We start from the raw sequence: 23,661 nt of genomic DNA, 5'->3' as shown, positions 1-23,661 counted from the left end.
TGTCCGGTGGCTCTCCCGACCCTCTGCACGGTCGGCCTGCGGTCAGCTCTCCGAGCGGGGGAAGGAGACCTCCACCCGCCGGTTCTTCTTCCGTCCCGCCTCCGTCGAGTTGTCGGCGATCGGGTACTGCTCGCCGTAGCCGCGCACCTCGTACGTGATGTCCGCGTCGTTCAGTTCCTGGTCCAGGACCTTCTGTACGGCGTTCGCGCGGTGCCTGGACAGCAGGTCGCCGTGGGCGGAGGAGCCGAGGTCGTCGGTGAAGCCGAAGACGCGGATCCTCGTGGCGTTCTGCGCCTCGATCTCCTCGGCGATACCGGCGATGCGGGCCTTGGACTCGGCGCTCAGCTTCGCGCTGTCCTTGCCGAACAGCACCTCGGCCTGGAGCGCGAACTTCACGTCCGCGTTGGTGTCCTCACGGCGTTCGTCACCGCTCTGGTCCTCCACGACCGACTTGATGTCCAGGACCTTGGCCTCGGCGAGCGTGGCGCCGTCCGGGAGTTTGAGGTCCGGGTCGTTGGGGTCCGGTTCGACGGGGGCGGAGGCGGAGGGCTCGGTGCCCGGGGGGACGCCGGGGTTTTCGTCGGCGTGGGCCAGGCCTGGGGTGGCAAGGAGGAGGGAGGTGGTGGTGAGGGTGGCGAGGAGCAGGCGGGTGTGGGTCATTCTCGGCCGCCTCACCCGGAGATCGTGATGGTGGCAGGCGAGAACATGGGCAGCTGGACGGTCACCTCGGAGACATCGGCCGGAGGTGCCGGGAACTGCATGAAGACGGGAAGGGACTCACCGGCCTTCATGGCAGGGAAGTTGGTCGTGGTGAGCGGTCGGCCGTCCGTGTCCCGCAAGACGTAGTAACGCTTCTTGCCTTTGGAGTCCACCAAGGTGGCTCCGCCGAGCGACCTGCCGTTTCGGATGATCTCCGTCTCATTTCCGCTCAATTGAGCCGGCACGTTGACCGTTTTGCCGCCGTCGTTCTTCAGGTCACCACTCACCGTGACAAATCCGCCTGAATCGCGCTGTGCGGCGGTAACCGTCAGCAGCAGACCGTCGGGGCCTTTCAGCTCAGCCAGGGGTGCCTCCGCCTTTCCTTCCTGAGCACTCGGCCCCGAACCAACATTCCCGGAGGCAGACGGTGAAGCTTCGGGTTTGTCCCCGTCGTCGCTTCCGCCGCACCCGGCTACGCCGAGGGCCAGTCCGGCCGCTACGGTCAACGCAACCATTCCCTTACGGGCCTGCGCTGTGAACCGTACGCTCATGGCTCTTCTTCCTTCATCCCTCGTCGTTCGCTTCTCAGTCGGCCAGGTGGACATCAAAGAGGTCCTCGGCTTTGGGCAGGTTCGTCAAGTCCTTCGGATCGAGGTCCCAGTCCTTGTCCTGGCAGCCGAGGCTTGGCAGCGCGTCCTTTCCCGCGTCATCAGCGGGCAGGTCGATCGTGCAGCGGGGCTCGATCACGGCCTTGGCGGCCGCCACCGACTTCTTGTTCTCGGTACCGGGAATGATGGAATCACCGACGGTCTTGTTGCTCTCCACTTCGACGACGAAATCCAAGGGCCCCGCAGGCGCGCAGCTCAGCACACGGGCGTCGTTCTGTGCAGCCAGCTGATCGGCACGCCAGCACGAAGGCCCGAGTCCGGGCACATCGCCGTCGAAGATGTCCTGCCACTTGGACGGATCGAGAACGTCCTGCGTCCAAGCGGCCGTGAGCTGGTCCCGGGTGTCCTGAGCTGCCGCGAGCGCCGCGGCGTCGGCAGCCGTCTGAGCGCCATTGCGGTTCGCCGCCGCCTGCCCTACCGCCAGGTACGCCAACGCCAGAAAGAGCAGGCCCCCCACCACCGTGATGTAGATGGGGAACGCCTGCCCTGTGTCGCCATACCTACGGAGCCGCATCAGCCGCCGGTGACCTCGGTGATTTTGTCGGTGATCGCGTTGTAGATCGACTGGCCGATGTCCGTTCCCGTGATCGCCAGCACGATCGCCACCACCACCGCGATGATGCCCAGGTACTCCACCGCCGTCTGCCCCTGGTCGTTGCGGGCGGCGCGGTTCTTCAGGTACGAGACGACGGTGTTGGCCCAGTTGCTCATGCTGTTCCCCTCCACGGTGGCCGATGCCGATGCCGCTTTCGACCCGGGCACGGTACGGCCCGACCGCGCGCCTTTCAGAGGGTCCGAGGGCCCATTTCCGGGCCCAACGCCGTTTCCCCCTCCCCCGTTCGGCCACCACGCGTCACCCCAGTCCCCGGGGGGAGTCCGGTGCGGTGCCCAGCCACTTCGCCGCCGCCTCGGCCCTGCTGGTGCTGTGGAGCTTGGCGAAGATGCGGTTGATGTGGTTCTTGACCGTCTTCTCGCTGATGAAGCAGGCGCCGGCGATCTGGTGGTTGGTCATGCCGGAGGCGATGAGGTCCATGATCTCCGCCTCCCTCCTGCTCAGGTGGAACACCGACCGGTCCGGAGCGGCCGGACGCCCCCCGCCGCTTGCCCGTCCGGACGACGACTGTCCCATAGGTGGTTGCATTCGCGAAAGACCTCCTGGGGGTAAATTCGGCGGCGAAGGGCTGAGTGGCGCCAAGTGGAGTGTGGTCAGGGGTTGTTCCTCGCTGGTCGGCGAGTCCACCGGCGAGTAGTTGCTGTATGCAGTTGCAGCTGGATCGTCGCCGTCCGTTCCCGCCGCGGGGTCCGGCTCCCGTCGGAGCTGCGCCAGCAGCGCCTCCGCCGCCGTCGGTGTGAAGTGGGGCCTGCCTCGGCCGATGCCCCGTACGGCGTCGGCGAGCTGGTCCGCAGTGAACTCCCCGTGGACCAGGTAGCCCCCGGCGCCTCGGCGCAGCGCCTCCCGTACGGTCTCCGACTCCCCGCTGTAGGTCAGCATCATCACCGGGGCGATCCGTACCAGGTACGGAAGTGCGGAGATGCCGTCGACGCCCGGCATGCGGACGTCGAGGAGGACCACGTCCGGGCGGTGTTCGAGGGCGGCCTCGCAGGCGGCGCGGCCGTCGGCGGCCTCGGCGACGACCGTGAGGTCCTCCCGGCCGGACAGCAGGGCGGTGAGGCCGGCGCGTACCACCGGGTTGTCGTCCGCCACGAGGACCCGGAGGCAGGCCGGGCGGGCGGGCACCGGCAGGCCGGGGAAGGGGTCCTGGGGCGGCGGTGACGGCGGTGACGGTACCGGTGGTGGCGGTGGAGCGCCGATGCGGGGTGCCCTGGGGGTCGTCGGAGCCGTGGAGTCCGTGGGGTCCGGCATCTGTGGCCTCCTCTCCTGTCTGTCCTCGGGGCGGACGTGGTCCGCGGTTCAGGCTGTCGCGTCCGGGGCGGTGGTCGTGGGCGGCGCCGCGAGCGGCAGTTCCACGCGGACCTCCGTGCCCTTCGGGTGACCGCCCCGGCCGATGTGGATGCGGGCGCCCACCGAAGTGGCCCGCTCGACCATGCCGACCAGACCGAAGTGCCCGGACCGGCGGAGTTGTTCGAGGGTCGTGTCCGGGGGGAGGCCGCGGCCGTCGTCGTACACGCTGATGCGGAGCAGGCCGCCGTGTACGCCGGCCCGTACCTCGACGCGGGTCGGGGACCCGTGGCGGTGGGCGTTCTCCATGGCCTCGGAGGCGATGGTGAGGAGCTGCCGGGCCACGGCGGGCGGGACAGGGGGCAGGGATACGGGTACGGACGTGGCGGCGGCGCCGGTCGGGTGGTAGGTGGCCCGCAGACCGGTGCGGGCGGCGAAGTCGCGGGTGCGGGCGGCGAGTTCCGTCAGGACGTCCGTGGTGTGGGCCGGGTCCGCCTCGCGGCGCAGGTCGGTCAGGAGCGCGCGGGACTCGGCGGCGGCGCGGCGGGCCGAGCGGGCGATCAGTTCCGCCTGCTGCCTGACGAGGGCCGGGTCCATGCGGTCCGCGCCCGCGGAACCGGCGAGGCCGTCGGCGGCCAGGGCGACGCCGTGGAGGGTCTTGGCGACCGAGTCGTGCAGCTCGCGGGCGAGGCGGGCGCGTTCGGCGCTCACCGCCTCCGCGACGGCCAGGCGGGCCCGTACGGCGGTCAGGGCGCGGGTGGCCGCGCCGAAGCGGAGCATCAGGTTGCGCAGGCTGGAGCCGACCGCTCCGGCGATGACGCACAGACCGGGGAGGAGCAGCGACTCCGCGGGGCCGGGGCTTGGGCCCGGTCCGGGGTGCGGGTCCCGCAGGGCCGTGTGGGCCAGCAGGAGGATCAGCGACTGGAGCGAGGCGAAGACGGCCGCGCCGCGCCAGCCGTAGACCAGGCCCGCGAGAAGCGGGGTGCAGACACTGACGTAGGCGAGGGTGGTGTCCGGGCCGGCCGAGACGAGCAGCAGGGCTCCGAAGAGGGTGTCCAGCGCCAGGAGGGAGGGGTGGCGCAGGAGAAGGGGGCCGAAGCGCTCCCAGTCGCGGAAGAGGACGTAGGAGCCCATGAAGGTGACGACCACCGCGGCGCCGACCAGGCGGGCGCCCAGGCCCGGGTTGGCGTTGAGCAGGGCGGAGGGGGCCGCCAGGGCGATCATGGCGAGGCGGAAGCCGAAGACCTGCCGGCACATCGCCTGCAGGGCGTTGATCTGGATGGGGAGGGTGGGGGATTCGGCGGGGGGCTCGGCAAGGGGTCCGGTGAGAGATTCGGTGAGGGATTCGGTAGGGGGTGGGGGTGGGAGCGGCAGGGGGGCGGTTGTGGGGGCGGCCGGAGGTCCGGGGGGCGGCGCGGACGGTGCGTACGTCATCGGGGTGTCCGGCGCTCCCTGCGCTCCCGGCTCTGCCGGTGCTCCCGGTGCCCCCGGTGCCTCCGGTGCCCCCGGTGCCTCCCGTGCTCCCGGTGCTCCCGGTGTCGGTGTGGTCCTCACCCGTCGCACCTACTCCCCCGTGATCGTCCCGAAGTCCGTACCGGAGCCGAGGATCAGGCCGGCGCCGAGGAGGATCATCGTGGCCGGGACCATGAACGTGGTGATCATCATGGTGGCCTTGGGGACCGCGCGGGCCGCCTTGCGGCGGGCGTTCTGCGCGTCCGTGCGCCGCATGTCCTTGGCCAGGGACACCAGCGTGTCGACGATGGGGGCGCCGAGTTCCTCGCCCTGCTGGAGGGCCGTGACGAACATGGCGACCTGTTCGGAGTCGTTGCGGCGGCGCAGTTCCGCGAAGGCCTGGCGGCGGCTCATGCCGAGGTCCATCTGGCGCAGCGTGATGCGGAGTTCGTCCGCCCAGGGGCCTTCGTAGCGGGAGGCGACGCGGTCCAGGGCCTGGCGGAAGCCGAGGCCCGCGCTGACGACGACGGCCAGGACGTCGAGGAAGTCGGGCAGGGTCCGCTCGATGACGTCCTTGCGGATCCGGATGGCCGCCCAGATGCCGACCTCCGTCCAGAACGCGCCGAAGGCCAGCAGGAGCAGGGCGACCAGGAACTGGCCGCGCAGCAGGAAGACCAGGAAGCCGAGGGCGCCGAGGAAGCCGTAGACCGCGCGGCGGGCGGCGTACCGGTCGATGGTCAGGCCGCCGGGGTTGCCCGCCAGGTCGATCTTGCGGCGGTACCTGGCCACCAGGCCGGGGCCCATCAGGCGCAGGACGGCGGGGGCGTAGCGCATGCCCAGGCGGTCGACGAGGGAGTCGACGGTGCCGGTGCGGGTGGCGCCGACCTCCAGGGCGAGGGCGAGGTCGGCGGGGAGTCTGGCGTCGGCCCGGTACATGCGGATGCCGGCGAAGACGCCCCAGACGCCGAGGCCCATGAGGGCGGCGAGGAGAAGTGCCACGGTCCGTTTCCCTCCTTTTCGTCGCGGGTTCCTGCGTAATTCCCGCGTGGTTCCTGCGCGGGCGGTCAGACGTCGATGCGGGACAGGCGGCGGATGAGGACGAAGCCGACGGCGTACAGCGCGAACGCGATGATCACCGCGGCCTGCCCGGCCGGTGAGCCGGTCATGCGTTCCAGGGCGCCGTCCTTCACCCCGTTCATCAGGAACAGGGAGCCGACGCCGAGGACGGGGACGGCGTACGAGGTCATGCTCACCTGGGCGAGCTGGGTGCGGATCTCGCGCCGGGTCTCCTTGCGTTCCTCCAGCGTCTCGGTCAGGTTGCGCAGGGCGCTGACCACCTGGCCGCCCGCCCGGTTGGACAGCACCAGGGTGGTGACGAGGACGACCAGTTCGCGGGAGGGGAGGCGGTCGGCGAGTTCGCCGAGGGCGTCGTCCAGGGAGGCGCCGACGGCGAGCTGGGCGGCCACCTTGCCGAGTTCCTCACCGGCCGGGGCCTCCAGTTCCTCCGCCGCCATCGAGATCGCCGTACGCAGGGCCAGGCCCGCCTGGGTGGCGTTGGCGAGGATGCGGGCGAGTTCGGGGAGCTGGTTGATGAACTTCTCGATGCGTTTCTGCCGCTGCCAGTCGAGGAACTGCGCCGCCGCCCACACGCCCAGCAGCCCGGCGATCGGGCCGAAGAAGGGGGCCAGGGCGGCCTGGCCGATCAGCCAGAGGCCGGCGACCGCGGCGAGCAGGGCGACGGAGAACTCGCCGGGGGTGATGTCCAGGCCGGTGGCCGCCAGCCGCCGTTCCAGTTTCCTGCCCGCCCGGGTGCGGCGCAGGCGGCGGTCGAGGGCGGAGAAGCGGCGCCGGCGGCCGCCGGCCGGGGCCTGGCCGGTGGCCGTGAGCCGGTCCACCAGGGCCTGGCGCTGCGCCTTGCCCGCGGCGTAGGAGTGCACGCCGAGCACGGCGAGGACGCAGGTCAGCAGGGTGACGCCCGTGGTGAGCGGGACGAGGGTGTGCAGATCCGTGAGGTCCATGAGCTCCATGGGCGGTACCTACCTACCTGGCTTCTCGGGTGGCGAGCTGGTCTGCGGACTGGGCGACGCCGAAGGCCTGCGGGACGGGCTGGCCGGCCAGGTGGAGGCGGTCGGCGGTGCGGCGCGGGAGCGGGTGGTGCTCGTAGACGCCGTGGACGCGGCCGTCGGCCGTCATCGGCCGGGCGTGGAAGCGGGCGACCGTGGCCAGGCGGTACGGCTCGCCGCCGTGGCTGTCGAGCAGGGCGATCTCGGTGATGCGGCGGGCGCCGTCGGCGAAGCGGGTGAGCTGGACGATGACGTCGACGGCGCTGTTGATCTGGTCGTGCAGGGCGACGAAGGGGATCTCCACGTCGGACATGGAGGCCAGGGTCTGCAGCCGGGTCAGGGCGTCCTCGGCGCTGTTGGCGTGGACGGTGGCGAGGGAGCCGTCGTGGCCGGTCGACATCGCCTGGAGCATGTCGAGGGACTCGCCGCCGCGGACCTCGCCGACGACGATGCGGTCGGGGCGCATCCGCAGGGAGTTGCGGACCAGGTCGCGGATGGTGATGCGGCCCTTGCCCTCGACGTTCGCGGGCCGCGACTCCAGGCGGATCACGTGTGCCTGCTGGAGCTGGAGTTCGGCGGAGTCCTCGATGGTGATGATGCGTTCGTGGGCGGGGATCAGGCCGGACAGGGCGTTGAGGAGGGTGGTCTTCCCGGTGCCGGTGGCGCCCGAGACGATGATGTTGAAGCGGGCCTGCACCAGCCCGGCCAGCAGGTACAGCATGTGCTCGTCGAGCGAGCCGAGGCCGATCAGCTCCTGGAGGGTGAAGGAGCGCGGGAAGCGGCGGATGGTGAGGGTGGCGCCGGTCAGGGACAGCGGCGGGATGATGACGTTGACGCGTTCGCCGGAGGGGAGGCGGGCGTCGACCATCGGGTTGGACTCGTCCACGCGGCGGTTGACCGTGGAGACGATCCGCTCGATGGTCTGCATGAGCTGGTCGTGGGAGGCGAAGCGGAGCGGGAGCTGCTCGACCCGGCCGCCGCGCTCGACGAAGATCGCGTCGGGGCCGTTCACCATGATCTCGGTGATCGACGCGTCTTCGAGGAGGGGTTCGAGGATGCCGAGGCCGAGGGCCTCGTCGACGACCCGGCGGATCAGCTGCGACCGCTCGACGGTGGACAGCACCGGGCCTTCGCGGCTGATGATGTGCCCGAGCACCCGCTCCAGCCGCGCCCTGCGCTCGGCGGCGGCCAGCGAGCTCATCTCCGCGAGGTCGATCTCCTCCAGCAGCTTGGCCCGGTAGGAGGCGACCAGGTGACCGTCCTCACCCCGGCCGCCGACGTGCTCGTCGGGGGTGTGGATGCGTGCGCGCAGGCTCATGGTCCGGTGCTCCTCGCTCCTTGTCCGCGTGGGTCGTTCAGTGGTCGAGCGGCATGGTCGCGGTCCTGGTCGCGTCCCCGAAGTCCCAGCCGGGGACGATCGAGGGGATGTCCACGGTGGCGGTGACGCTCACCTCGTCGCCGCCGTACGACGGCGGGCAGTCGGTGCCGTCGGCCAGCCAGCTGCTGACGGCCGCCGCGCACGCGTCCTGGGCGCTCTCCTGGAGGGAGGCGCTGCGCGCACCGGCCCGGGCGGCGGTGCCCGCCTGCTGGGCGGCGTAGGCGATCAGGCCGAGCTGTACGGCGGCCAGGGCGACGACGACGAGGATCGGCAGGAAGCCGAGGTACTCGAGGGCGACCTGCCCCCGGTCACGGCCCGCCCCGCCCGGGGGGCGCCGTCGGCGCTGTCGGTCGTACGGCATCTCAGTCCGTCTCCTCCTCCACCGCGCCGGCGTGACCGTGCACGTCGAACGGGAAGCTGACCGTGCCCGGGAAGAGGAGGGGGACCCTCAGGTCCACGTCGGCGGTGACGTAGCCGTTCGCGGTGGCGCAGGCCACGTCGGCCTTCCCCTCCCAGGCGCCCGGCAGTTTCTCCAGGCCCGCCTGCCGGCACGCCCCCTGCCGCTCCCCCGGGGACGCGGCCGTCCCGGCCCGCACCGCCTCGTCGGCGGCGTTGCCCGCGAGCGTGAACGTGTAGCCCACCAGGACGAGCTGCCACAGCACCACCAGCGTCACGACGATCACCGGTGTCATGCCGAGGAATTCGAGGGTGACCTGGCCGTCGTCCCGCCGCCTCGCCCGGGCCGCCGGCACCCTCATCCCCCTCGTCCCCCTCATCCCCCTCGTCCCCCTCGTTCCCCTCCGCCTCGCCGGCACCCTCAACCCCCTCCGGCCCGCCGGCACCCTCAACCCCCTCCGGCCCGCCGGCACCCTCATCCCCCTCCGTCCCTGCGACGCCGGAAACTCACCGCTCCCCGGTCGCCGCGCAGCCGGCCGCCCGCCCGGTGGGCGCCCTCGGCGGCCCGCGCCAGCCCCAGCTCGCCCGCGAGCGTCCACAGCGCCTGCTTCACCGTGCTCTTGGCGTCCAGCTCGTGGATGCGGCCCGCGTCCACGGCGCTCTGGAGTTCCTTGAAGTGGGCGGGGACGGTGGTGGCGGCGACCGCCGTACCGGTGATCTTCTGGATCAGCGGGGGCTGGATCTCCGCGTTCCTGCCGTGGCGGTTGACGACGACGGTCGTCTCCTGCGCCTTGCGGATCTGCAGCCGCTCCCACATCCGCACCGCGCGTTTGGCGCCGCGGACGGCGACGACGTCCGGGGTGGTGACCAGCAGCGCGGTGTCGGCCATCTCCACCGCCGCCGCGCCGGCGCCGCTGAGCTGGGCGCCGCAGTCGATGACGACGGCCTCGTAGCGGGAGCGCAGGGCGCTGACGATCTGGCGGACGGCGCGGTCGGTGACGTCCTCGCCGCGTTCGCCCTCGCCGGGGGCGAGCAGCAGGGCGATGCCGGTGTCGTGGCGGTAGACGGCGTCGGCCAGGACGCGCGGGGAGATGTCGTCGACGGCGGCCAGGTCGACGACCGAGCGGCGGAACTGGACGTCCAGGAAGGAGGCGACGTCCCCGGTCTGGAGGTCCAGGTCGACCAGGGCGGCGGTGCGGCCGGACGCCTGCGCGGCGAGGGCGAGCTGGACGGCCGTCAGGGTCGCCCCGACCCCGCCCTTGGCGCCGCTGACGGTGACGACGGTCCCGCCGGCGCCGGTGAAGACGTCGCCGCCGGTGCCCAGGTGGCGCCGTACGCCCACCGACCACTGGGCCACCGCCTGGACGCGGCTGGCCAGTTCCTCGTACCCGAGAGGGAGGGCGACCAGGCCGCGGGCGCCGTAGTCCATGGCCGCCTGGAACAGGCCGGGGCCGGCGTCGGAGGTGACGAGGATGACGCCGACGGCCGGGAAGCGCAGGGCCACCTCGCGGATCAGTTCCAGTGCGGGAACGGGGCCGATCCGCTCGTGGACGACGACGACCTCGGGCAGTTCGTCGACCGACTCGGCGGCCAGGCGGGCGAGGGTGTCGACGAGCTGGGTGGAGTCGGTGACCGGGGCCACCGGTTCGGCGTCCGGGAGCTGGCTGAGCAGGGTCGTGATGGACCGGACGGCGTCCGCGTCGCCGACCGCCGGGAGGATCCTCGTGGGCATGCGGGCCTCTCACTTGTCCTTCGCGAGTTCGTACGTCCGGTCCTCGTCCGGCACGGTGGCGTCGCCGCCGGGCGCGACCAGCGCGAGCCGGACCCGCTGGGCGAACGACTCGGCGTAGGTGATGCGCTGGGCGTCGATGGCGGACAGGGCGAAGGTGACGGGCACGGCGTCGGCGGGCTGCCGGCTCCGGCTCTTCTCGTCGGGTTCCAGCGCGGTGATCTCCCCGATGTCGAGCACCTTGGCGTTGGTCACGATGATCTTGGACTGGTCGGGGTCGCCCTCGCGCTGTCCCTCGAAGGTGGCGTACACGTTGACGGAGGAGCCCGGCGTGATCTTGCCGGCGACCCCGGTCGCGGCGTCGACCATGATGGCGACCTCCTGCTGACCGGGTCTGAGGGCGGGCCGGTCGACGATCATGTCGCTCTGCAGCAGCGAGCCCGCCTTGAGGGTGGTCACGGCGATCTTGCCCTGGATCCGGCGGAGATCGGTGACCGCGGTCTCCGACAGCCAGCGCTCGGGCATCGTGATCTTCTCGAACTGGCCCGCGTTCAGCTCCGTGTAGGGCTCGACGTCCGCTTTCAGCCGGTACGCGGTGACCTCGGGCCCGACCTTGGACTTCACGTCGTTGATGACGGACAGCACGCCGGCGAAGGCACCGAGGGCGCAGACGACCGACAGGATCAGCAGGATCACGCCGCGGCGCTGACGGGAGTTCATGAGCCGTGCAACCTCGTTGGGGGTGTCGGGCGAGCGGGGGCGGGGGGAGCGGAGGGGCCGGGGGGCGGGCGGTGGGCGGCCGCGGGGCAGGCGGCGTACAGCGTGCCCGTGGGCCGGGGCCGGATGGACCACGCACCGTCCCGGACGGGCCGTGAGCCGAACCCGCACGGACCGCGCGCCGTCCCGGACGAGCCGTGCGCCGTCCGCGGTCCGGGGCTCACCCGGCGCCCGCGCGGCTCGCCCGGCGGATGCGGTCGCGGCTCCCGTGGTACTCCGCGGGACGGCCGTCGCGGTGGCCGTCACGGCGGGCGTCGGGGAGGTGGTCGGGGACCGGTGGCGCGACGGAGCAGAACACGCAGCGGTCGCCGATGAGGTCGATGCCGCACCAGCGGCAGGCGCTCTGCCGTACGGAGGTGACGAGCTGGTAGAGGACCGACAGGTCCGGCAGGAAGGCGCAGAACTCGATCAGTTTGCCGGTCCCCCACCAGGCGGAGGACTCGGCCGGGAGGGGGGCCTCGCGCAGTCCGAGGGTCCGCCAGGAGGGCGCGAGGGTGCCGGTCACCCAGTCGGACTGGAACTGCCCCTTGGCAACCAGCAGCCACGTCCCGAACTCCGGCCCGGTCAGGGCCGCCCCCGGCGCGACCTTCACCAGCTGCGGTTCGGGATGGGCGAGGACGCCGAACTGGCTGCCCGGCACCCACGACTTGGCGTGCGCCTTCAGCCCCACCGGCACGCGGTCCAGCCGCGCGACCGAGCCGAGCAGTGCCCCGGCGTGGAGATAGTGGGTGAGGAGGCGGCCGGCGGAGGCGAGGACGCCGGGGCCGAGGTCGCAGGAGGCCAGCTGCCGTAACTGCCGGGCCAGGACGGCTGTCGCGAGCGGCGGCAGCGGCGGGCGGAACACGGCGATACGGTCGCTCTCCAGCAGGGACCGCACGGTGTACAGGCGCCGCTCCACGGCGACGGGCACGGCCTGCGAGCACACGACGATCACATACCCGTGCTGGTCGACGAGCGTCTGCATCTCGGCGAGCACCTGCTCCAGCGGCCGTCTGTCGACGTCCCGGAGCACGGCAGCGGGCAGGGTCCGCTCGTCCTGCGGCGGCAGCGCCATGTCGGCGCTGGTCACGGCAATGGCAGTTGGCACGCGCAGCTCCCCATTCCCCCCACGCCCGTCGGTCGGCCGGGCGTGACTCCGGCACAACCGGACGACTTCACTGCGTGACTACCTCAGCACTGTATCCACGCGTCTGTGGCCGGAGAACAGCGTTTGTGTACCTCTGGAGGAACTCCTGTTGCACAAGGTGCATCAAAACGGGACAGGGCGGCCGTCCCGGCGCTCGCCCCACCCCCACGCGGGCGCGCACGGCACCGCCTCCCGGGCGCCGCCCAGCTTCTGGTTCTCCCCGCCCCCACGCGGGCGCGCACGGCACCGGCCGCGCGGGAGGCACCGGTCACCCGCCCATGGCGTGGCCGCGCGGCGCCGGAGGTGCAACGCCGACGCGGCACCCACCGCTCCGCCGGACGCCGGCCACCTCGACCCACCCCTTCACCACCGGCGCATCTACAGGTCCAGAATCGCTTGGGCGAAGGCAATGCGCTCATCGATCAGGGAAGGCCGGAACCGGTCCGCCTGTGCCCGGCCACCCGCACCAGTGTGGCCAGCGGCACCGGGGCCGCCGAGTAGCAGCGGTAGAAAGAGAGTTCGCCGCTGTTGCGGTTGCGGCGCACGAGTAGATGGCGGTGACCGGGCTGGTCGTCGGCAACGTCGGCCAGGGCCCAGTCGTAGTAGCGGCGTCCCTTGGCGCCGGGGCCTGCGGAGAACTTCTGCCAGACACGCTTCGGCAGTTTCTTGGCCAGTGCATCGGCCCGCACTCTGCCCGCCTGGGTGGCGATCCGGTGATCGAAGGCGACCGCGAGGACGTAGCCGACCTGACGGTCTTCCAGCGCGCTCCGCAGTTGCGGATTGCCGCCGTAGACCTCGTCTGCGGTCACCCAGGCTGCACGGATCCCGGCATCCAGGGTCCGGTCGATCATACGGAGGGCGAGGGCGGGCTTCGTGGCGAAGCCGACCTCCTCGGGAATCCCGGCCGACCGGCAGCGGGCCGCGTCCGTGATCCACGAACGCGGCACATACAGTTCCCGGTCGATCGCCGCGTGACCGCGTCGGCTGGAATAGGCGAGGTAGACGACGACCTGGCTGTTCTCGATGCGTCCGGCAGTGCCGGTGTACTGGCGCTGCACGCCCACCGTGGCGGTGCCCTTCTTCAGGTCGCCGGTCTCATCGACCACCAGCACCGCCTCCTCATCATGCAGTCACTCGACGACGAAGCTGCGCAGATCGTCCCGGACCGCATCGGCATCCCACTTCGCCCTCGACAGCAGATGCTGCAGACCGTACGGAGTGGCATGTCCGGCGTGCTCGGCCAGCGTCCAGCAGTTCCTGCGTGGCAGATCCGGCAGGAGCCCGAGCACGAACTCCCGCGCACCCCGCCGCGGTTCCACCCTGGCGAACCGTCCCGCGATACGGCCCATCAGAACCTCGAACATGTCCTGCCAGCGGGCAGAATCTATGCTGCGACCTGCGGCCACCGCCTGATCTTCTGTCTTCGCACACTGATGATCATCGGTGGCCGCGCCCGTTTCGCATGCCGCCGATCAAAGGAAACAACAAGCGCGCAACGGATGAGTTGCGAGCTGCGGCCCGACACCGCTCGCCGCCTACCATTCGGGGCAAGAGGCTCACGCGCGCCTCCGGGCAGAGGGGTAAGCATGCGATCGACCACTTCGCGGCCGGTGTTCCGGCGCTTCGTCGGTACCGTCGCGGTCGGCGTGGCCCTGGCCGCAACCTCGGGGTGCACGGTTCCCGTCGATGCCGTCGCCGGCATCTCCGTGACCGGTGACGGCCATCTGCTCGGCGTCATGATGGTCTGCGGGCATCACATCGATGGCGCGACCCTCTACGTGGACAGCGACGACGTCAACAAGGAGGTGACCATCGGTTCATGGACCGCCGACCGCCCCCTCGCACCCGGTCTCGCCACCTGGACCCTCGATTCACCTGCCCCCGGCTGGACCGCGACCAGACCGCTGACTCCGCTCACCGCCAAGACGACGTATGCCCTCTACGGTTGGACCAAGGACAACTCGTGGTCAGCGAACAGCGTCTCCTTCACCCTAAGCGACCGGGACCGGCTCACCCCAGGAAACGTCCGCTACGAAGAGATCTCCGACAAGGGTGACGCATCCGAAGTCACCCTCCCCATAGCGGAGTTCAAAGCCAGGGCCTGCCAGAACATGTAACGCTACGGTGCCTTTGGCCAGGTCGAGGCGCTCCCGTTGCCGGAAGGCACGCGCTCAACCTTCGCCGACACAAGATCACGATCTACAACTGGAGTAAAGAGAGGTCGGCGTTTCCTCGTCCGTCACCGCTGGACGAGCGGCTTCCCGGGGCAGGAAGGATGCTCCACGTTTCGGTCAGCGAGCTTGACGCAAGACGGCCTGGGCGTACGCGACCCGTGCATCGAGGTTCGCGGAATCCCAACGGTACGAGGAACTGCGGCGATCGAGGACAGCCGAAGCCAGAAGGCCGCCGGAACGCTGACGCCAGACAGTGCGCTTGGGAGGCTCCCACGTAAGATCGTCCCAATTCCCCGAATCCAGGATGCCGACCACGATACTCACAAGTGTCAGTGGAATCCACAGCGGAAGGAACACAAGGAACCACAGCCAGCCGTGCCAGGTACCCCGGTACCCGACGAAAGCGTCCCCCGCACCCGTGAGCTCGATACGCCAGGCGCGGCGCAAGCCAAGCGGCGACCGGCCTTTGGAGATACGGGCCAGAGCTTGACCACGCTCGTCCTTCACCACATATGTCTCCCGCTTTTCCCCGGCCGGAGCCTCGGGCTGGACGACACACATCGGCCGCAGCGGCTTTTCCTGCGAGTAGATCGTAAACGTCGGAGGCTTTCCGTCGATACGGTCACGGTGAGCCTTGGCGGCTTGTGCCAGCAGCGGATGAGCGTTGCCGGCTGCGTCGGCGGAGCGACTTTTGTCTCGTACTGCCTCCGCCTGGGCAGGAGTAAGGGGATCGCCATAAGCCACCCACGCCTCGACTGTGTCAGGTTCGCGGCCTTTCTTGTGCAGAACGGCGTGCCAGACGCTGTACGGCAAGTGCTTTGATTCCTCAAGGGATGCCTTGTTGTGGGCGATGGAGAAGCGAACCTGAGACATGACGTGTTTCTCGAGAGAGGCAGAGGCGGACTGTCTGCAGAGTCCGCCGCGGTATGACCTTTCAGATCGGTCTCATGATGCTACCCCCGCATCAGTTGTCGGTTCCGCCCGTGACGCAGAGCCCAGGGGTGCACCGGTGAATGGCAGAGGTTCTCCAGGTCCCTTTGGTGGCGTCTTTACGAGCGACTGCGGAAGGTGGCCGCGTCCTGACCGGCCAGAGACCGGCGACCGGCGGGGTACTTCGACCGGCCGGGGCACCCACCGACGCCGGCACCCCGAGGCGAAGGCGGCAACGGGAGCCGGGGCCGGGGGAACGATCCGGCGGGCCGCTTCGTTGGCTCTGCGCCCCTCAACGTCCCTGCGCCTCTTGGAGCATCGTGACCGAGATCAAGCCTGTTGACACCACCGTTCTTCCCGGGCTCCCGGCCCTGAGCGCTCAGGCCGAGCGGCTGATCGAGCTGGGGGTGCACGAGCGGGCCGGGCTGTCCACCGCCGAGGTCCGCTCCTTCGCCGCGGCCGGTGAGGCCGCCGCGGGCGGCGAGGGCGCCCTGCTCGCCGTTCACCCGGACAGGGTGCCCGCGTCCGCTCTCGCGCCGCTGCTCCGCCGCGACGACAAGCCGGGCTTCGTCGTCACCGACATGTCCGACGTCGATCTCTTCACCCCGCTCGACACCATCGCGCTGCCGGACTCCTCGCTCTACCTCCTCACCGGCATCGACCGCGGCGACCACATGGCCGACTGGAGCCCGGACGAGGCGCTGCCCGCCCTCACGGCGGATGCCCGCACCCCGCTGCTGCTGACCGAGGGCATCCACTGGGTGCTGCAGCAGCCCGCCGCCCTGGAGCGCAACCACTGCTTCATGACCATCGGCTCCCGGCTGCGCAAGGCCAACGGCACCCTGGACGCCCGTACACCGGCAATCTGGATCAGCAACGGCACGGGGCGGGACGGCCGCGAGCGCCGCAACGCCCCCAAGGTCGGCTGGTGCTGGGCCGGCAACCGGCACACCTGGCTGGGCTTCGCCTCCGCGACGGGCCGCCGGGGCCAGGACCTGTAAGGCGCCGCGAGCACATGGCGGGAGGGGGGAGACTGCCGCGCCGCTGCGCGACTCGATCAGCCGCGTCGCAGACATTCGTCCCTGGCGGGGGCGATCGCCCGGTACGCCGCACGGCCGCACCGCACCCGCCTGATCTCCTCACCCCGCACCTGCGCCGACCCTCTGCACACCGGCACGCTCACCGAACAGCGCGGCCCAGAAGAGAGAGCACCGCATGCGAAAGCTCGTGTACTACGTCGGCACCACCCTGGACGGTTTCATCGCGGGTCCGGACGGCGCGGACCCCACAGGCCCCAACGGCTTCTGGCCGATCCCCGAGGATTACGTCCGGCACATCGTGGAGCGGTATCCGGAGACCCTGCCCGTCCAGGCCCGGGCGGCGCTGTCCGTCACCGGGGAAGGCACCCACTTCGACACCGTCCTGGAAGGGCGGCGCTCGTACGAGATCGGTCTCAAGGCCGGTGTTGCCGACGCCTATCCCCACCTGCGCCACCTGGTCTTCTCCCGGACTCTGACCAAGAGTCCGGCCCCCGCCGTCGAACTGGTCGCCGACGACCCCGTGGACACGGTGCGGAAGCTGAAGCAGGAGGACGGCAAGGACATCTGGCTGGTGGGCGGCGCCGAACTGGCCGGCGCTCTGTACGGCGAGATCGACCGGCTCATCCTGAAGGTGGCACCGCTGACCGCCGGTGCCGGAATCCCTCTCTTCTCCCACAAGGCCACGTTCGATCCGCGCAGTTGGCGGCGCACCGACTGCACGATGCTGGACAGCGGCGCGGTCGTCCTGACCTATGCGCGCACCACCGCTGCCGTCACCCCGGCCATCGACGGCTGAGACCATCCGGCTCCACCCTGCCGACCGGGGCACCGGGCGCCGGTACCCGGCCGGCGAGGGTGGCCGGGGACGGCCGCAGAGCGGTACGCGCGATGACCGCCCGAAAGCCTGCTGAACCTCCGCCCGTGCCTGCGGTGTCGGCTACGAGTTCGCTTTCACCCGATACGGATGCCACGCCAGCGAGTCGCCCGCTTGATCCGGCCACGCTTGGCCCGCCCGATGCGTTCGGCCCCGGCACGGCCCCGTTCCTCCGCGAAAAGTCCCCACTCCTTCGGCTGCATGAACAGCAACTCCCCCGTGCCGGGAACGATGGCCGCACCACCGAACGGATCGTCACCGGCAAACCAGACTCCCTTTGCAATGCCCTCGGGCCACCCGCTTCGCATCAAGGGGTTACGTGCCCGCATCGTGGCTTTGTCTCCCTGCCCGGGGAAACGCAGGAAGAGATCGTGGCCGTCCATCGCCACCTTGGTGACGGGCCCGCGGAACTTCAAGGGATACGCGCGGAAGACCCGCGAGCACTTCCAGATCCACAGCACACGGCCCCAGAAGAAAGCCATCGTGAACGCAGAGCCGACGATCCCCACAAGCGCCAACGGCAGCAGATAACCGAGATTCGTCACGATGACCAAGGGCCACAAGGGCGCGAAGATCACGAAGTACTTCGCGAATCTTTTCAATGCTGTGACATAGTGAAACCTCAATGCACCCCGGAAGTCTGTTCCGTCGGTTGCGTAGGGCACGTGGGAAGTGCTCACCCGAAGGGATTCCTCTCTTCTGAGGCCGGCTCGAAGGACGTGAACAACCCAGGAGCCCGCTTCGCTTCGGGTGGCTCAGACGGATCGGTGAAGGTCACCGTACGCGCGACACCGAGCAGCACACCGCGGTATTCATCGGCAAGCGCCACAGACGGCGTCACCAACTGGACGGTGATGATCGACGAACGACTGTCCGGTATCGCCACGGTACCTTGCCAGACCGTTCCTTCCCTTGGACCTTCCTGTCCCTCCGGTGGAAGACCTGGAGCCACCGTGCGCCGTTCGGTCTCGATCAGGAAACCTGTGCCAACAGAAGGCCGGCACGATCTCACTGCCGAACTTGGCGAACCTGGAGCCCAGCGACATCGCCTCTCCGCTCTCTCGGGCAACGGCCGCCGCGAGCCCTGCCTCGCTCCCGGCTCTTGCGAGAGCACCGACTCCAGGAACCATGCCGAGGGTGTCACCGAGCAGGGAGGCTCCTGCCGTCAGACCTTCCTTCCACCCGTAGTCACCCATCAGGGCGTCCCTGAAATCTTCGCTCGCGAGATTCTTGGACATGGACAGGGCACTCGCTCCGACGGCGATCGCCAGGAAGACCGGTGCGGCCGGTGTCGGCAGGAGAGCCAGCAGGCCGGCGATGGCCCCGATGGTTCCGGCGTGCTCCATGATCTTCTCGCCGGCCCACGCGATGCCGTCGCCGATGGCCTGGACGGTCTCGCTCAGCCACCCGGGCTCCTTGGGGGCCAGCTTGTCGTCGGCCTCGTCCAGCTTGCCGGCGATGAAGTCCGCTCGCCGGGAGTGCTCCTCCTCCAGCGTGCGCGCCTTGGCGATGACGTCGTTGTACGCGGTGGTGGCGTTGTCGAGCTGGGTCGCGGCCTCGTTCAGCGCGCGCTCGGCGGCACGCAGACGCGCCGTCGCGGCGTCGGCTTCCTCCTGGCTGGGGAATTGCTTGCCGGCCAGCTGGAGGTCGGGGTGTCTGCCGGCCTCGTCATGGCGGTGCCGGGCCTTGTCGACGTCGGACTTCTTCTCGCGTGCGGCGTCGTCGTACTTCTTCGCCAGGTCACGGTGGGACTCCAGGTCGCCTTCCCACGTCCCCAGCCAGCTCGCGGCTTTGCCCAGGGACCGTCCGGCGTTCCTCATGTATTCCCTGAGGTCGCCGTCGAGGGAGTCCCGGAAGGCGCTCGCCGCGTCGCCCTGCCAGGAGGAGCCGGCCGCGAGCAGCCGCTCGATCTGGCGGTGGCAGTTGTCCAGCGTCTCGGCTGCGGACTTCACCTTCCGGTGCAGCGCGGACACTTCCTCCGGTACTCCGGGCACCGGGTTCCAGCCGAGATGCGGATACGGGTTGGCCGCCATCAGCGCGTCCCCCCTGCGTTCGCGGCTGCCGTGTCCCCCATCTGCCGGAGGGCCTTCGACAGCTCCTCCTCGAACTTCTTGTAGCTGAGCATGGTCGTCTCCACGCCCTCGCCGACCGTCTTGATCAGTTCCTTCAGCTGCTCGGTCCCGTGCTCCCACCGGTCCTGGAACGTGTCACAGGCCGCGTCCAACCGCGCCGTCCCGATCTGGTCGGCACGGACATGCGCCAGCGCCCTGCGCGCCCCCTCCAGTTCCTCGACCGGCCGTTTCAAGGTGTCACCGAACGACTACAGGTGATCGAGATCGACCTTGAACTCCCCACCCAACGAGGGCCCCCTTCCTGGCCGCGACAGAGCGACCGAGCGGAACGGAAGAGACGGAATAGGCTCCCCGTACCGGTCGCGGAGCGCCAGATTACCGTTTGGATTCTGGAGATCCTGTGACGACCAGACCACCACATCGCGCGAGGGCAGGACACACGGCGCGCGCCCACCGGAGCACGGCCTGTCACGCAGAGGTGAGGCGATGGCAAGACGAGGTGGGAGACGTACGGCATCAAGATGTCCTTCGCCCACGACCTCATCGGCATCCTGACCGAAACTGCTGCGGCTCATGGTGAATCGAGGAGTAGCAACACACTGGCGACTCCGTCCGTGTGCCCTGCTGAGAGCACTGAGAGGAACTGCCAGCCGGGCAGCATGCCCACAACCGCTCGCACCTGCCGGATGAGCGGGCCGTGACGAATCGACGTCCTGACGGCTGCCACACAAGCTCCGTTGCAGAACCACCCGTATCGCCGAGGCGGTCAAGGCCGTCTCCGTCCTTCACCTCCCTGTCTCAGCTCAAGGTGGGAAGGCGCTCCTAAGACTGCCTCGAAGAACGCCCAGAACGGGTTCCAGGTGAGGAAAAGACTCCCGCGGTCCCGTACGCGGTGAGCATCGACCGGCTTCCGAGCATCCGGCGCTCGGGTCACAGGGCGCGCAGGTGAGGGAAGTACCCGGGCCCCGGTGCCATACCGCACTCGCAGACCACATGGAGTCGCTCTCCGGGCTGCAGGTGCCGTTGCACCTGATCATGGATTTCCTTGTTCATCCCCTCCACCCTTCCGGGCCCCGAATCATCTTCCGCCTGGCACCGGCCGACCATATGCCCCACCAGCTCGGGCGGTTGGCCCGGACCGAAGCCTTGACAAGCCGATTGGTCTGGACCAACTTGTACCTCCAGCGGTGGCCACCGTCCCCCATCCCCACTCCCCCACCGGAGGCCCCAGTGGACCTGGACCCCGTACACAGACGGCACCGAGGACGGACCCCGAGACGGACGAGGGTCTGGTCGGGTGCCGTGGCCGCCGCTCTCGCGCTCACCGGCACGGTGGCCGTCGGGCAGGCGGCCGCCGCGGACGTCAACAACGTCAGGAACGCCGGGTTCGAGGCCGGGCTGAGCGGCTGGACGTGTTCCGCGGGCAGCGGGACGACCGTCTCCTCGCCCGTGCACGGCGGCTCGGCCGCGCTGAAGGCGACGCCGTCCGGGCAGGACAACGCCCGGTGCTCGCAGGCCGTCGCCGTCAAGCCGAACTCGACGTACACGCTGAGCTCGTGGGTGCAGGGCGGGTACGTCTACCTGGGCGTCTCGGGGACCGGTACGACGGACGTGTCGACGTGGACCCCGGACGCGGGCAGCTGGAAGGAGCTGCGGACCAGCTTCACCACCGGGCCGTCGACCACGTCCGTGACGCTGTACACGCACGGCTGGTACGGGCAGGCCGCCTACTACGCCGACGACGTGTCCGTGTACGGCCCCGACGGGGGCGGCGGGGACGGCGGCGAACCGGAGCCGTCGGTGCCGGCCGCGCCGGGCGGCCTGGGCGTGTCGTCGGTCACCGCCTCCTCCGTATCGCTGCGGTGGAACGCCGTGTCGGGGGCCACCGGCTACCACGTCTACCGGGACGGAACCAAGGTGACCGCCGTGAGCGGCACGTCCGCGACCGTGACCGGGCTCGCGGCCTCCACCTCGTACTCCTTCCAGGTCACCGCCACCAACGCGGCCGGCGAGTCGGCGAAGTCGGCGGCCGTGACCGGGCGGACGGCGGAGTCCGGGGACGGAGGCGGGGATGGCGGCGGGACGCTGCCGAAGCACGCCGTGACCGGCTACTGGCAGAACTTCGACAACGGCGCCACGGTGCAGCGGCTCTCCGACGTGCCCGCCCACTACGACATCATCGCCGTCGCCTTCGCCGACGCGACCTCCACGCCGGGCGCCGTCACCTTCAACCTGGACACGGCGGGGCTCAAGGGCTACACCGTCGACCAGTTCAAGGCCGACATCAAGGCCAAGCAGGCCGCCGGGAAGAAGGTCATCATCTCGGTCGGCGGCGAGAAGGGCACCGTGACGGTGAACAGCGCCGCCTCGGCGACCGCCTTCGCCGACTCCGTGTACGCGCTCATGCGGACGTACGGCTTCGACGGCGTCGACATCGACCTGGAGAACGGGCTGAACGCGACGTACATGACGCAGGCCCTGCGCGCGCTGTCCGCGAAGGCCGGGCCGTCCATGATCCTGACCATGGCGCCGCAGACCATCGACATGCAGTCGACGTCCAACTCCTACTTCCAGACCGCGCTGAACGTGAAGGACATCCTCACGGTCGTCAACATGCAGTACTACAACAGCGGTTCCATGCTGGGCTGCGACGGCAAGGTCTACAGCCAGGGGACGGTGGACTTCCTGACCGCCCTCGCCTGCATCCAGCTGGAGGGCGGGCTCGCCCCGTCCCAGGTCGGCCTCGGACTGCCCGCCTCCACCCGCGCCGCCGGGGGCGGGTACGTGGCACCGAGCGTCGTCAACAACGCGCTGGACTGCCTGACGAAGGGGACCGGCTGCGGCTCCTTCAAGCCGGCCAAGACCTATCCCGGTCTGCGGGGCGCGATGACCTGGTCGACCAACTGGGACGCGGCGACCGGCAACGCCTGGTCGAACGCGGTGGGGCCGCACGTGCACGCGCTTCCCTAGGTGAACCGTCCCCGTCCCCGTCCCCGTCCCCGTCCCCATCTCCGTCTCCGTCCCCGTCCCCGTCCCGGTCCGCTCGTCGCGGGCCGGGGCGTTCCCGTGGGGGGCGTTCCCGTGGGGGGCGCTTCCGTGGGGGGCGCTTCCGTGGGGCGGGCGCGTGTCACCTGTCGCGTGTGGGGCGTCGTGCGCTGTCCGTCGCCGGCGCCGTCACGGCGCGCCGTACCGTGCCGCGCTCGCCCTGGGCAGCGTCGCCCACGAGCGCGTCCCGCCACCCGGCTCGCAGGACTCGCCGAAGCCCCACGCCCCGTCGCAGGCCCGGCAGACGCAGGCCCGGCAGACGCAGGCCAGGACGCGCAGGGCCGCGCGCGGCGGGCGTCGCAGGCGTCGGCCAGGCGGGGGTGGGTGTGTCGCGGGTGGCTGACGTACACGATCACGCGGAGGGTGGCGGCGCGGTAGCGGGGGGAGAGGTAGATGTCCGGGGAGCCGGTGAACCGGGCCGCGGTCGCGGTGAGTTCGGATACGGCTTGCAGGGCCGGGTCCGTGATGTCGGACAGGCCGTGCACCTTCAGCACCTCGCGCGTCGCGGCTCTGGCCAGGGCCGGAGTGGCCAGAGCGGCCGGGAGCGTGAAGCTGTAGAAAAAAGTCTCGGGGGTGGGGGCCGCCGGGCTGCTCGGCCTCGACCGGGCCAAGATCTCCAATATCGAGACGGGGATCCGCACCATCGGCCCGGAGCGCCTGCGCACGCTCGCCTGCAACTGCGACTGCTCGGACCAGGCGTACGTCGAAGCCCTGGTGAGCATGGCCCGTTCGAACGGCCGCGGCTGGTGGGAGCGGTACCGGGGCGCACTCGCCCCCGGGTTGCTGGACATCGCCGAGCTGGAGTCCCACGCGGTGCGGATGCGGACGGCGCACATCGCCCACATCCTTGGGCTTCTACAGACCAGCGACCATGCCCTGGAGCTGTTCAGGGCCGTCCTGCCGCCGTTGCCCGAGCACGAGATCGCCCTGCGGCTCGCGTTCCGCGCGGAGCGGCAGCAGGTGCTGGCGAGCGATAACCCGCCCGAGTACGTCGGCCTCGTGCACGAGGCGGCCCTGCGTATGCAGTTCGACGGACCGAAAGTCGCCCGGGCCCAACTCGAACACCTGTTGGCTCTCTCCGAACGGCCTGCCGTGCGGCTCCACGTCATTCCGTTCGCCGCCGGCACCTTCCCGGGGGCTGGACAGACCGTGAATTATCTCCAGGGACCCGTGCCCCGGCTCGATACCGTGCAGATCGACAACTCTCACGGCCCGGACTTCCTCGGGGACGAGGCACAGTTGGCCAAGTACCGTGCCCCACTGGACTGGATGGAGCGCATCGCCCTCTCGGCCGAGGACTCGCGCGCCTTCATCCACGGCATCATCGACAGCCCGTGA

23 protein-coding genes and 1 pseudogene are annotated in these 23,661 nt (G+C 70.4%); 5 read left to right on the top strand and 19 right to left on the bottom strand.

The genetic code is table 11. From position 1 onward, the window contains the following. Positions 1–42: 42 nt before the first annotated feature. The 15 genes and pseudogenes from ABZ340_RS20315 to ABZ340_RS20245 all read right to left on the bottom strand — a co-directional run. On the bottom strand, positions 43–660 hold the full coding sequence (locus ABZ340_RS20315) for an OmpA family protein (protein WP_358783172.1): 618 nt from the start codon (positions 658–660) through the stop codon (positions 43–45). Positions 661–671: 11 nt separating this feature from the next. Continuing rightward, positions 672–1,250, bottom strand: a complete 579-nt coding sequence (locus tag ABZ340_RS20310) for a hypothetical protein (protein ID WP_358783171.1) — start codon at positions 1,248–1,250, stop codon at positions 672–674. Between the two features lie 34 nt (positions 1,251–1,284). Next, positions 1,285–1,881, bottom strand: coding sequence for a pilus assembly protein TadG-related protein (locus ABZ340_RS20305; RefSeq protein ID WP_358783170.1), 597 nt, complete (start codon positions 1,879–1,881; stop codon positions 1,285–1,287). After that, positions 1,881–2,078 (bottom strand): hypothetical protein, encoded by a 198-nt coding sequence (locus ABZ340_RS20300; protein ID WP_358783169.1) that lies wholly within the window; start codon positions 2,076–2,078, stop codon positions 1,881–1,883. The genes ABZ340_RS20305 and ABZ340_RS20300 overlap by 1 nt, the downstream gene beginning before the upstream one ends. A 142-nt stretch (positions 2,079–2,220) precedes the next feature. After that, entirely contained in the window at positions 2,221–3,231 is a 1,011-nt protein-coding gene (locus tag ABZ340_RS20295; protein ID WP_358783168.1) for a response regulator transcription factor, read from the bottom strand. 48 nt (positions 3,232–3,279) lie between these two features. Continuing rightward, positions 3,280–4,524 (bottom strand): histidine kinase, encoded by a 1,245-nt coding sequence (locus ABZ340_RS20290; RefSeq protein WP_358783167.1) that lies wholly within the window; start codon positions 4,522–4,524, stop codon positions 3,280–3,282. A gap of 306 nt (positions 4,525–4,830) precedes the next feature. Beyond that, positions 4,831–5,718, bottom strand: a complete 888-nt coding sequence (locus ABZ340_RS20285; RefSeq protein ID WP_358783166.1) for a DUF5936 domain-containing protein — start codon at positions 5,716–5,718, stop codon at positions 4,831–4,833. A 65-nt stretch (positions 5,719–5,783) separates the two neighbouring features. Continuing rightward, entirely contained in the window at positions 5,784–6,737 is a 954-nt protein-coding gene (locus ABZ340_RS20280; RefSeq protein WP_358783202.1) for a type II secretion system F family protein, read from the bottom strand. A 22-nt stretch (positions 6,738–6,759) separates the two neighbouring features. Next, the gene (locus ABZ340_RS20275; RefSeq protein WP_358783165.1) at positions 6,760–8,100 is read right to left on the bottom strand and encodes a CpaF family protein; all 1,341 of its coding nucleotides are present in this window, start codon (positions 8,098–8,100) and stop codon (positions 6,760–6,762) included. A gap of 37 nt (positions 8,101–8,137) precedes the next feature. After that, complete coding sequence (locus ABZ340_RS20270) at positions 8,138–8,521, bottom strand: TadE/TadG family type IV pilus assembly protein (protein WP_358783164.1); 384 nt, start codon at positions 8,519–8,521, stop codon at positions 8,138–8,140. Position 8,522: 1 nt separating this feature from the next. After that, entirely contained in the window at positions 8,523–8,918 is a 396-nt protein-coding gene (locus ABZ340_RS20265; RefSeq protein WP_358783163.1) for a pilus assembly protein, read from the bottom strand. A 113-nt stretch (positions 8,919–9,031) separates the two neighbouring features. After that, positions 9,032–10,288 carry an AAA family ATPase gene (locus tag ABZ340_RS20260; protein WP_358783162.1) on the bottom strand — a complete coding sequence of 419 codons (1,257 nt, stop codon included), beginning with the start codon at positions 10,286–10,288 and terminating at the stop codon, positions 9,032–9,034. Positions 10,289–10,297: 9 nt separating this feature from the next. Then, positions 10,298–11,005, bottom strand: coding sequence for a Flp pilus assembly protein CpaB (gene cpaB, locus ABZ340_RS20255; protein WP_358783161.1), 708 nt, complete (start codon positions 11,003–11,005; stop codon positions 10,298–10,300). Between the two features lie 217 nt (positions 11,006–11,222). After that, positions 11,223–12,116 (bottom strand): hypothetical protein, encoded by an 894-nt coding sequence (locus ABZ340_RS20250; protein ID WP_358783201.1) that lies wholly within the window; start codon positions 12,114–12,116, stop codon positions 11,223–11,225. Between the two features lie 518 nt (positions 12,117–12,634). Further along, a pseudogene (locus ABZ340_RS20245) lies at positions 12,635–13,537 on the bottom strand (IS701 family transposase); the annotation flags it as partial. A 237-nt stretch (positions 13,538–13,774) separates the two neighbouring features. Here ABZ340_RS20245 and ABZ340_RS20240 point away from each other — a divergent pair. Further along, positions 13,775–14,305 (top strand): hypothetical protein, encoded by a 531-nt coding sequence (locus tag ABZ340_RS20240; protein WP_358783160.1) that lies wholly within the window; start codon positions 13,775–13,777, stop codon positions 14,303–14,305. A 174-nt stretch (positions 14,306–14,479) separates the two neighbouring features. On the opposite strand, the gene ABZ340_RS20235 is transcribed toward ABZ340_RS20240, so the two are convergent. After that, a complete protein-coding gene (locus ABZ340_RS20235; protein ID WP_358783159.1) occupies positions 14,480–15,235 on the bottom strand; it encodes a hypothetical protein in 756 nt (251 codons plus the stop codon). 377 nt (positions 15,236–15,612) lie between these two features. Between ABZ340_RS20235 and ABZ340_RS20230 the strand changes: the two genes are divergently transcribed. Together ABZ340_RS20230 and ABZ340_RS20225 are read left to right on the top strand one after the other, a co-directional pair. Next, positions 15,613–16,293 carry a DUF5701 family protein gene (locus ABZ340_RS20230; RefSeq protein WP_358783158.1) on the top strand — a complete coding sequence of 227 codons (681 nt, stop codon included), beginning with the start codon at positions 15,613–15,615 and terminating at the stop codon, positions 16,291–16,293. A 214-nt stretch (positions 16,294–16,507) separates the two neighbouring features. Further along, on the top strand, positions 16,508–17,128 hold the full coding sequence (locus ABZ340_RS20225; protein ID WP_358783157.1) for a dihydrofolate reductase family protein: 621 nt from the start codon (positions 16,508–16,510) through the stop codon (positions 17,126–17,128). 155 nt (positions 17,129–17,283) lie between these two features. On the opposite strand, the gene ABZ340_RS20220 is transcribed toward ABZ340_RS20225, so the two are convergent. The 3 genes from ABZ340_RS20220 to ABZ340_RS20210 form a co-directional block, all read right to left on the bottom strand. Beyond that, positions 17,284–17,886, bottom strand: a complete 603-nt coding sequence (locus ABZ340_RS20220) for a hypothetical protein (RefSeq protein ID WP_358783156.1) — start codon at positions 17,884–17,886, stop codon at positions 17,284–17,286. Between the two features lie 132 nt (positions 17,887–18,018). Continuing rightward, positions 18,019–19,239, bottom strand: a complete 1,221-nt coding sequence (locus ABZ340_RS20215; RefSeq protein ID WP_358783155.1) for a WXG100 family type VII secretion target — start codon at positions 19,237–19,239, stop codon at positions 18,019–18,021. Beyond that, positions 19,239–19,511 (bottom strand): hypothetical protein, encoded by a 273-nt coding sequence (locus ABZ340_RS20210; RefSeq protein WP_358783154.1) that lies wholly within the window; start codon positions 19,509–19,511, stop codon positions 19,239–19,241. Before ABZ340_RS20210 ends, ABZ340_RS20215 begins: the two co-directional genes overlap by 1 nt. A gap of 1,003 nt (positions 19,512–20,514) precedes the next feature. Here ABZ340_RS20210 and ABZ340_RS20205 point away from each other — a divergent pair. Then, complete coding sequence (locus ABZ340_RS20205) at positions 20,515–22,248, top strand: glycoside hydrolase family 18 protein (RefSeq protein WP_358783200.1); 1,734 nt, start codon at positions 20,515–20,517, stop codon at positions 22,246–22,248. 648 nt (positions 22,249–22,896) lie between these two features. Next, on the top strand, positions 22,897–23,661 hold the full coding sequence (locus ABZ340_RS20200) for a helix-turn-helix transcriptional regulator (protein ID WP_358783153.1): 765 nt from the start codon (positions 22,897–22,899) through the stop codon (positions 23,659–23,661).

This window comes from Streptomyces sp. NPDC006134, from assembly GCF_040628835.1.
Taxonomy (GTDB): Bacteria; Actinomycetota; Actinomycetes; order Streptomycetales; family Streptomycetaceae; genus Streptomyces.
This window is presented reverse-complemented; position numbering and strand designations above follow the sequence as displayed.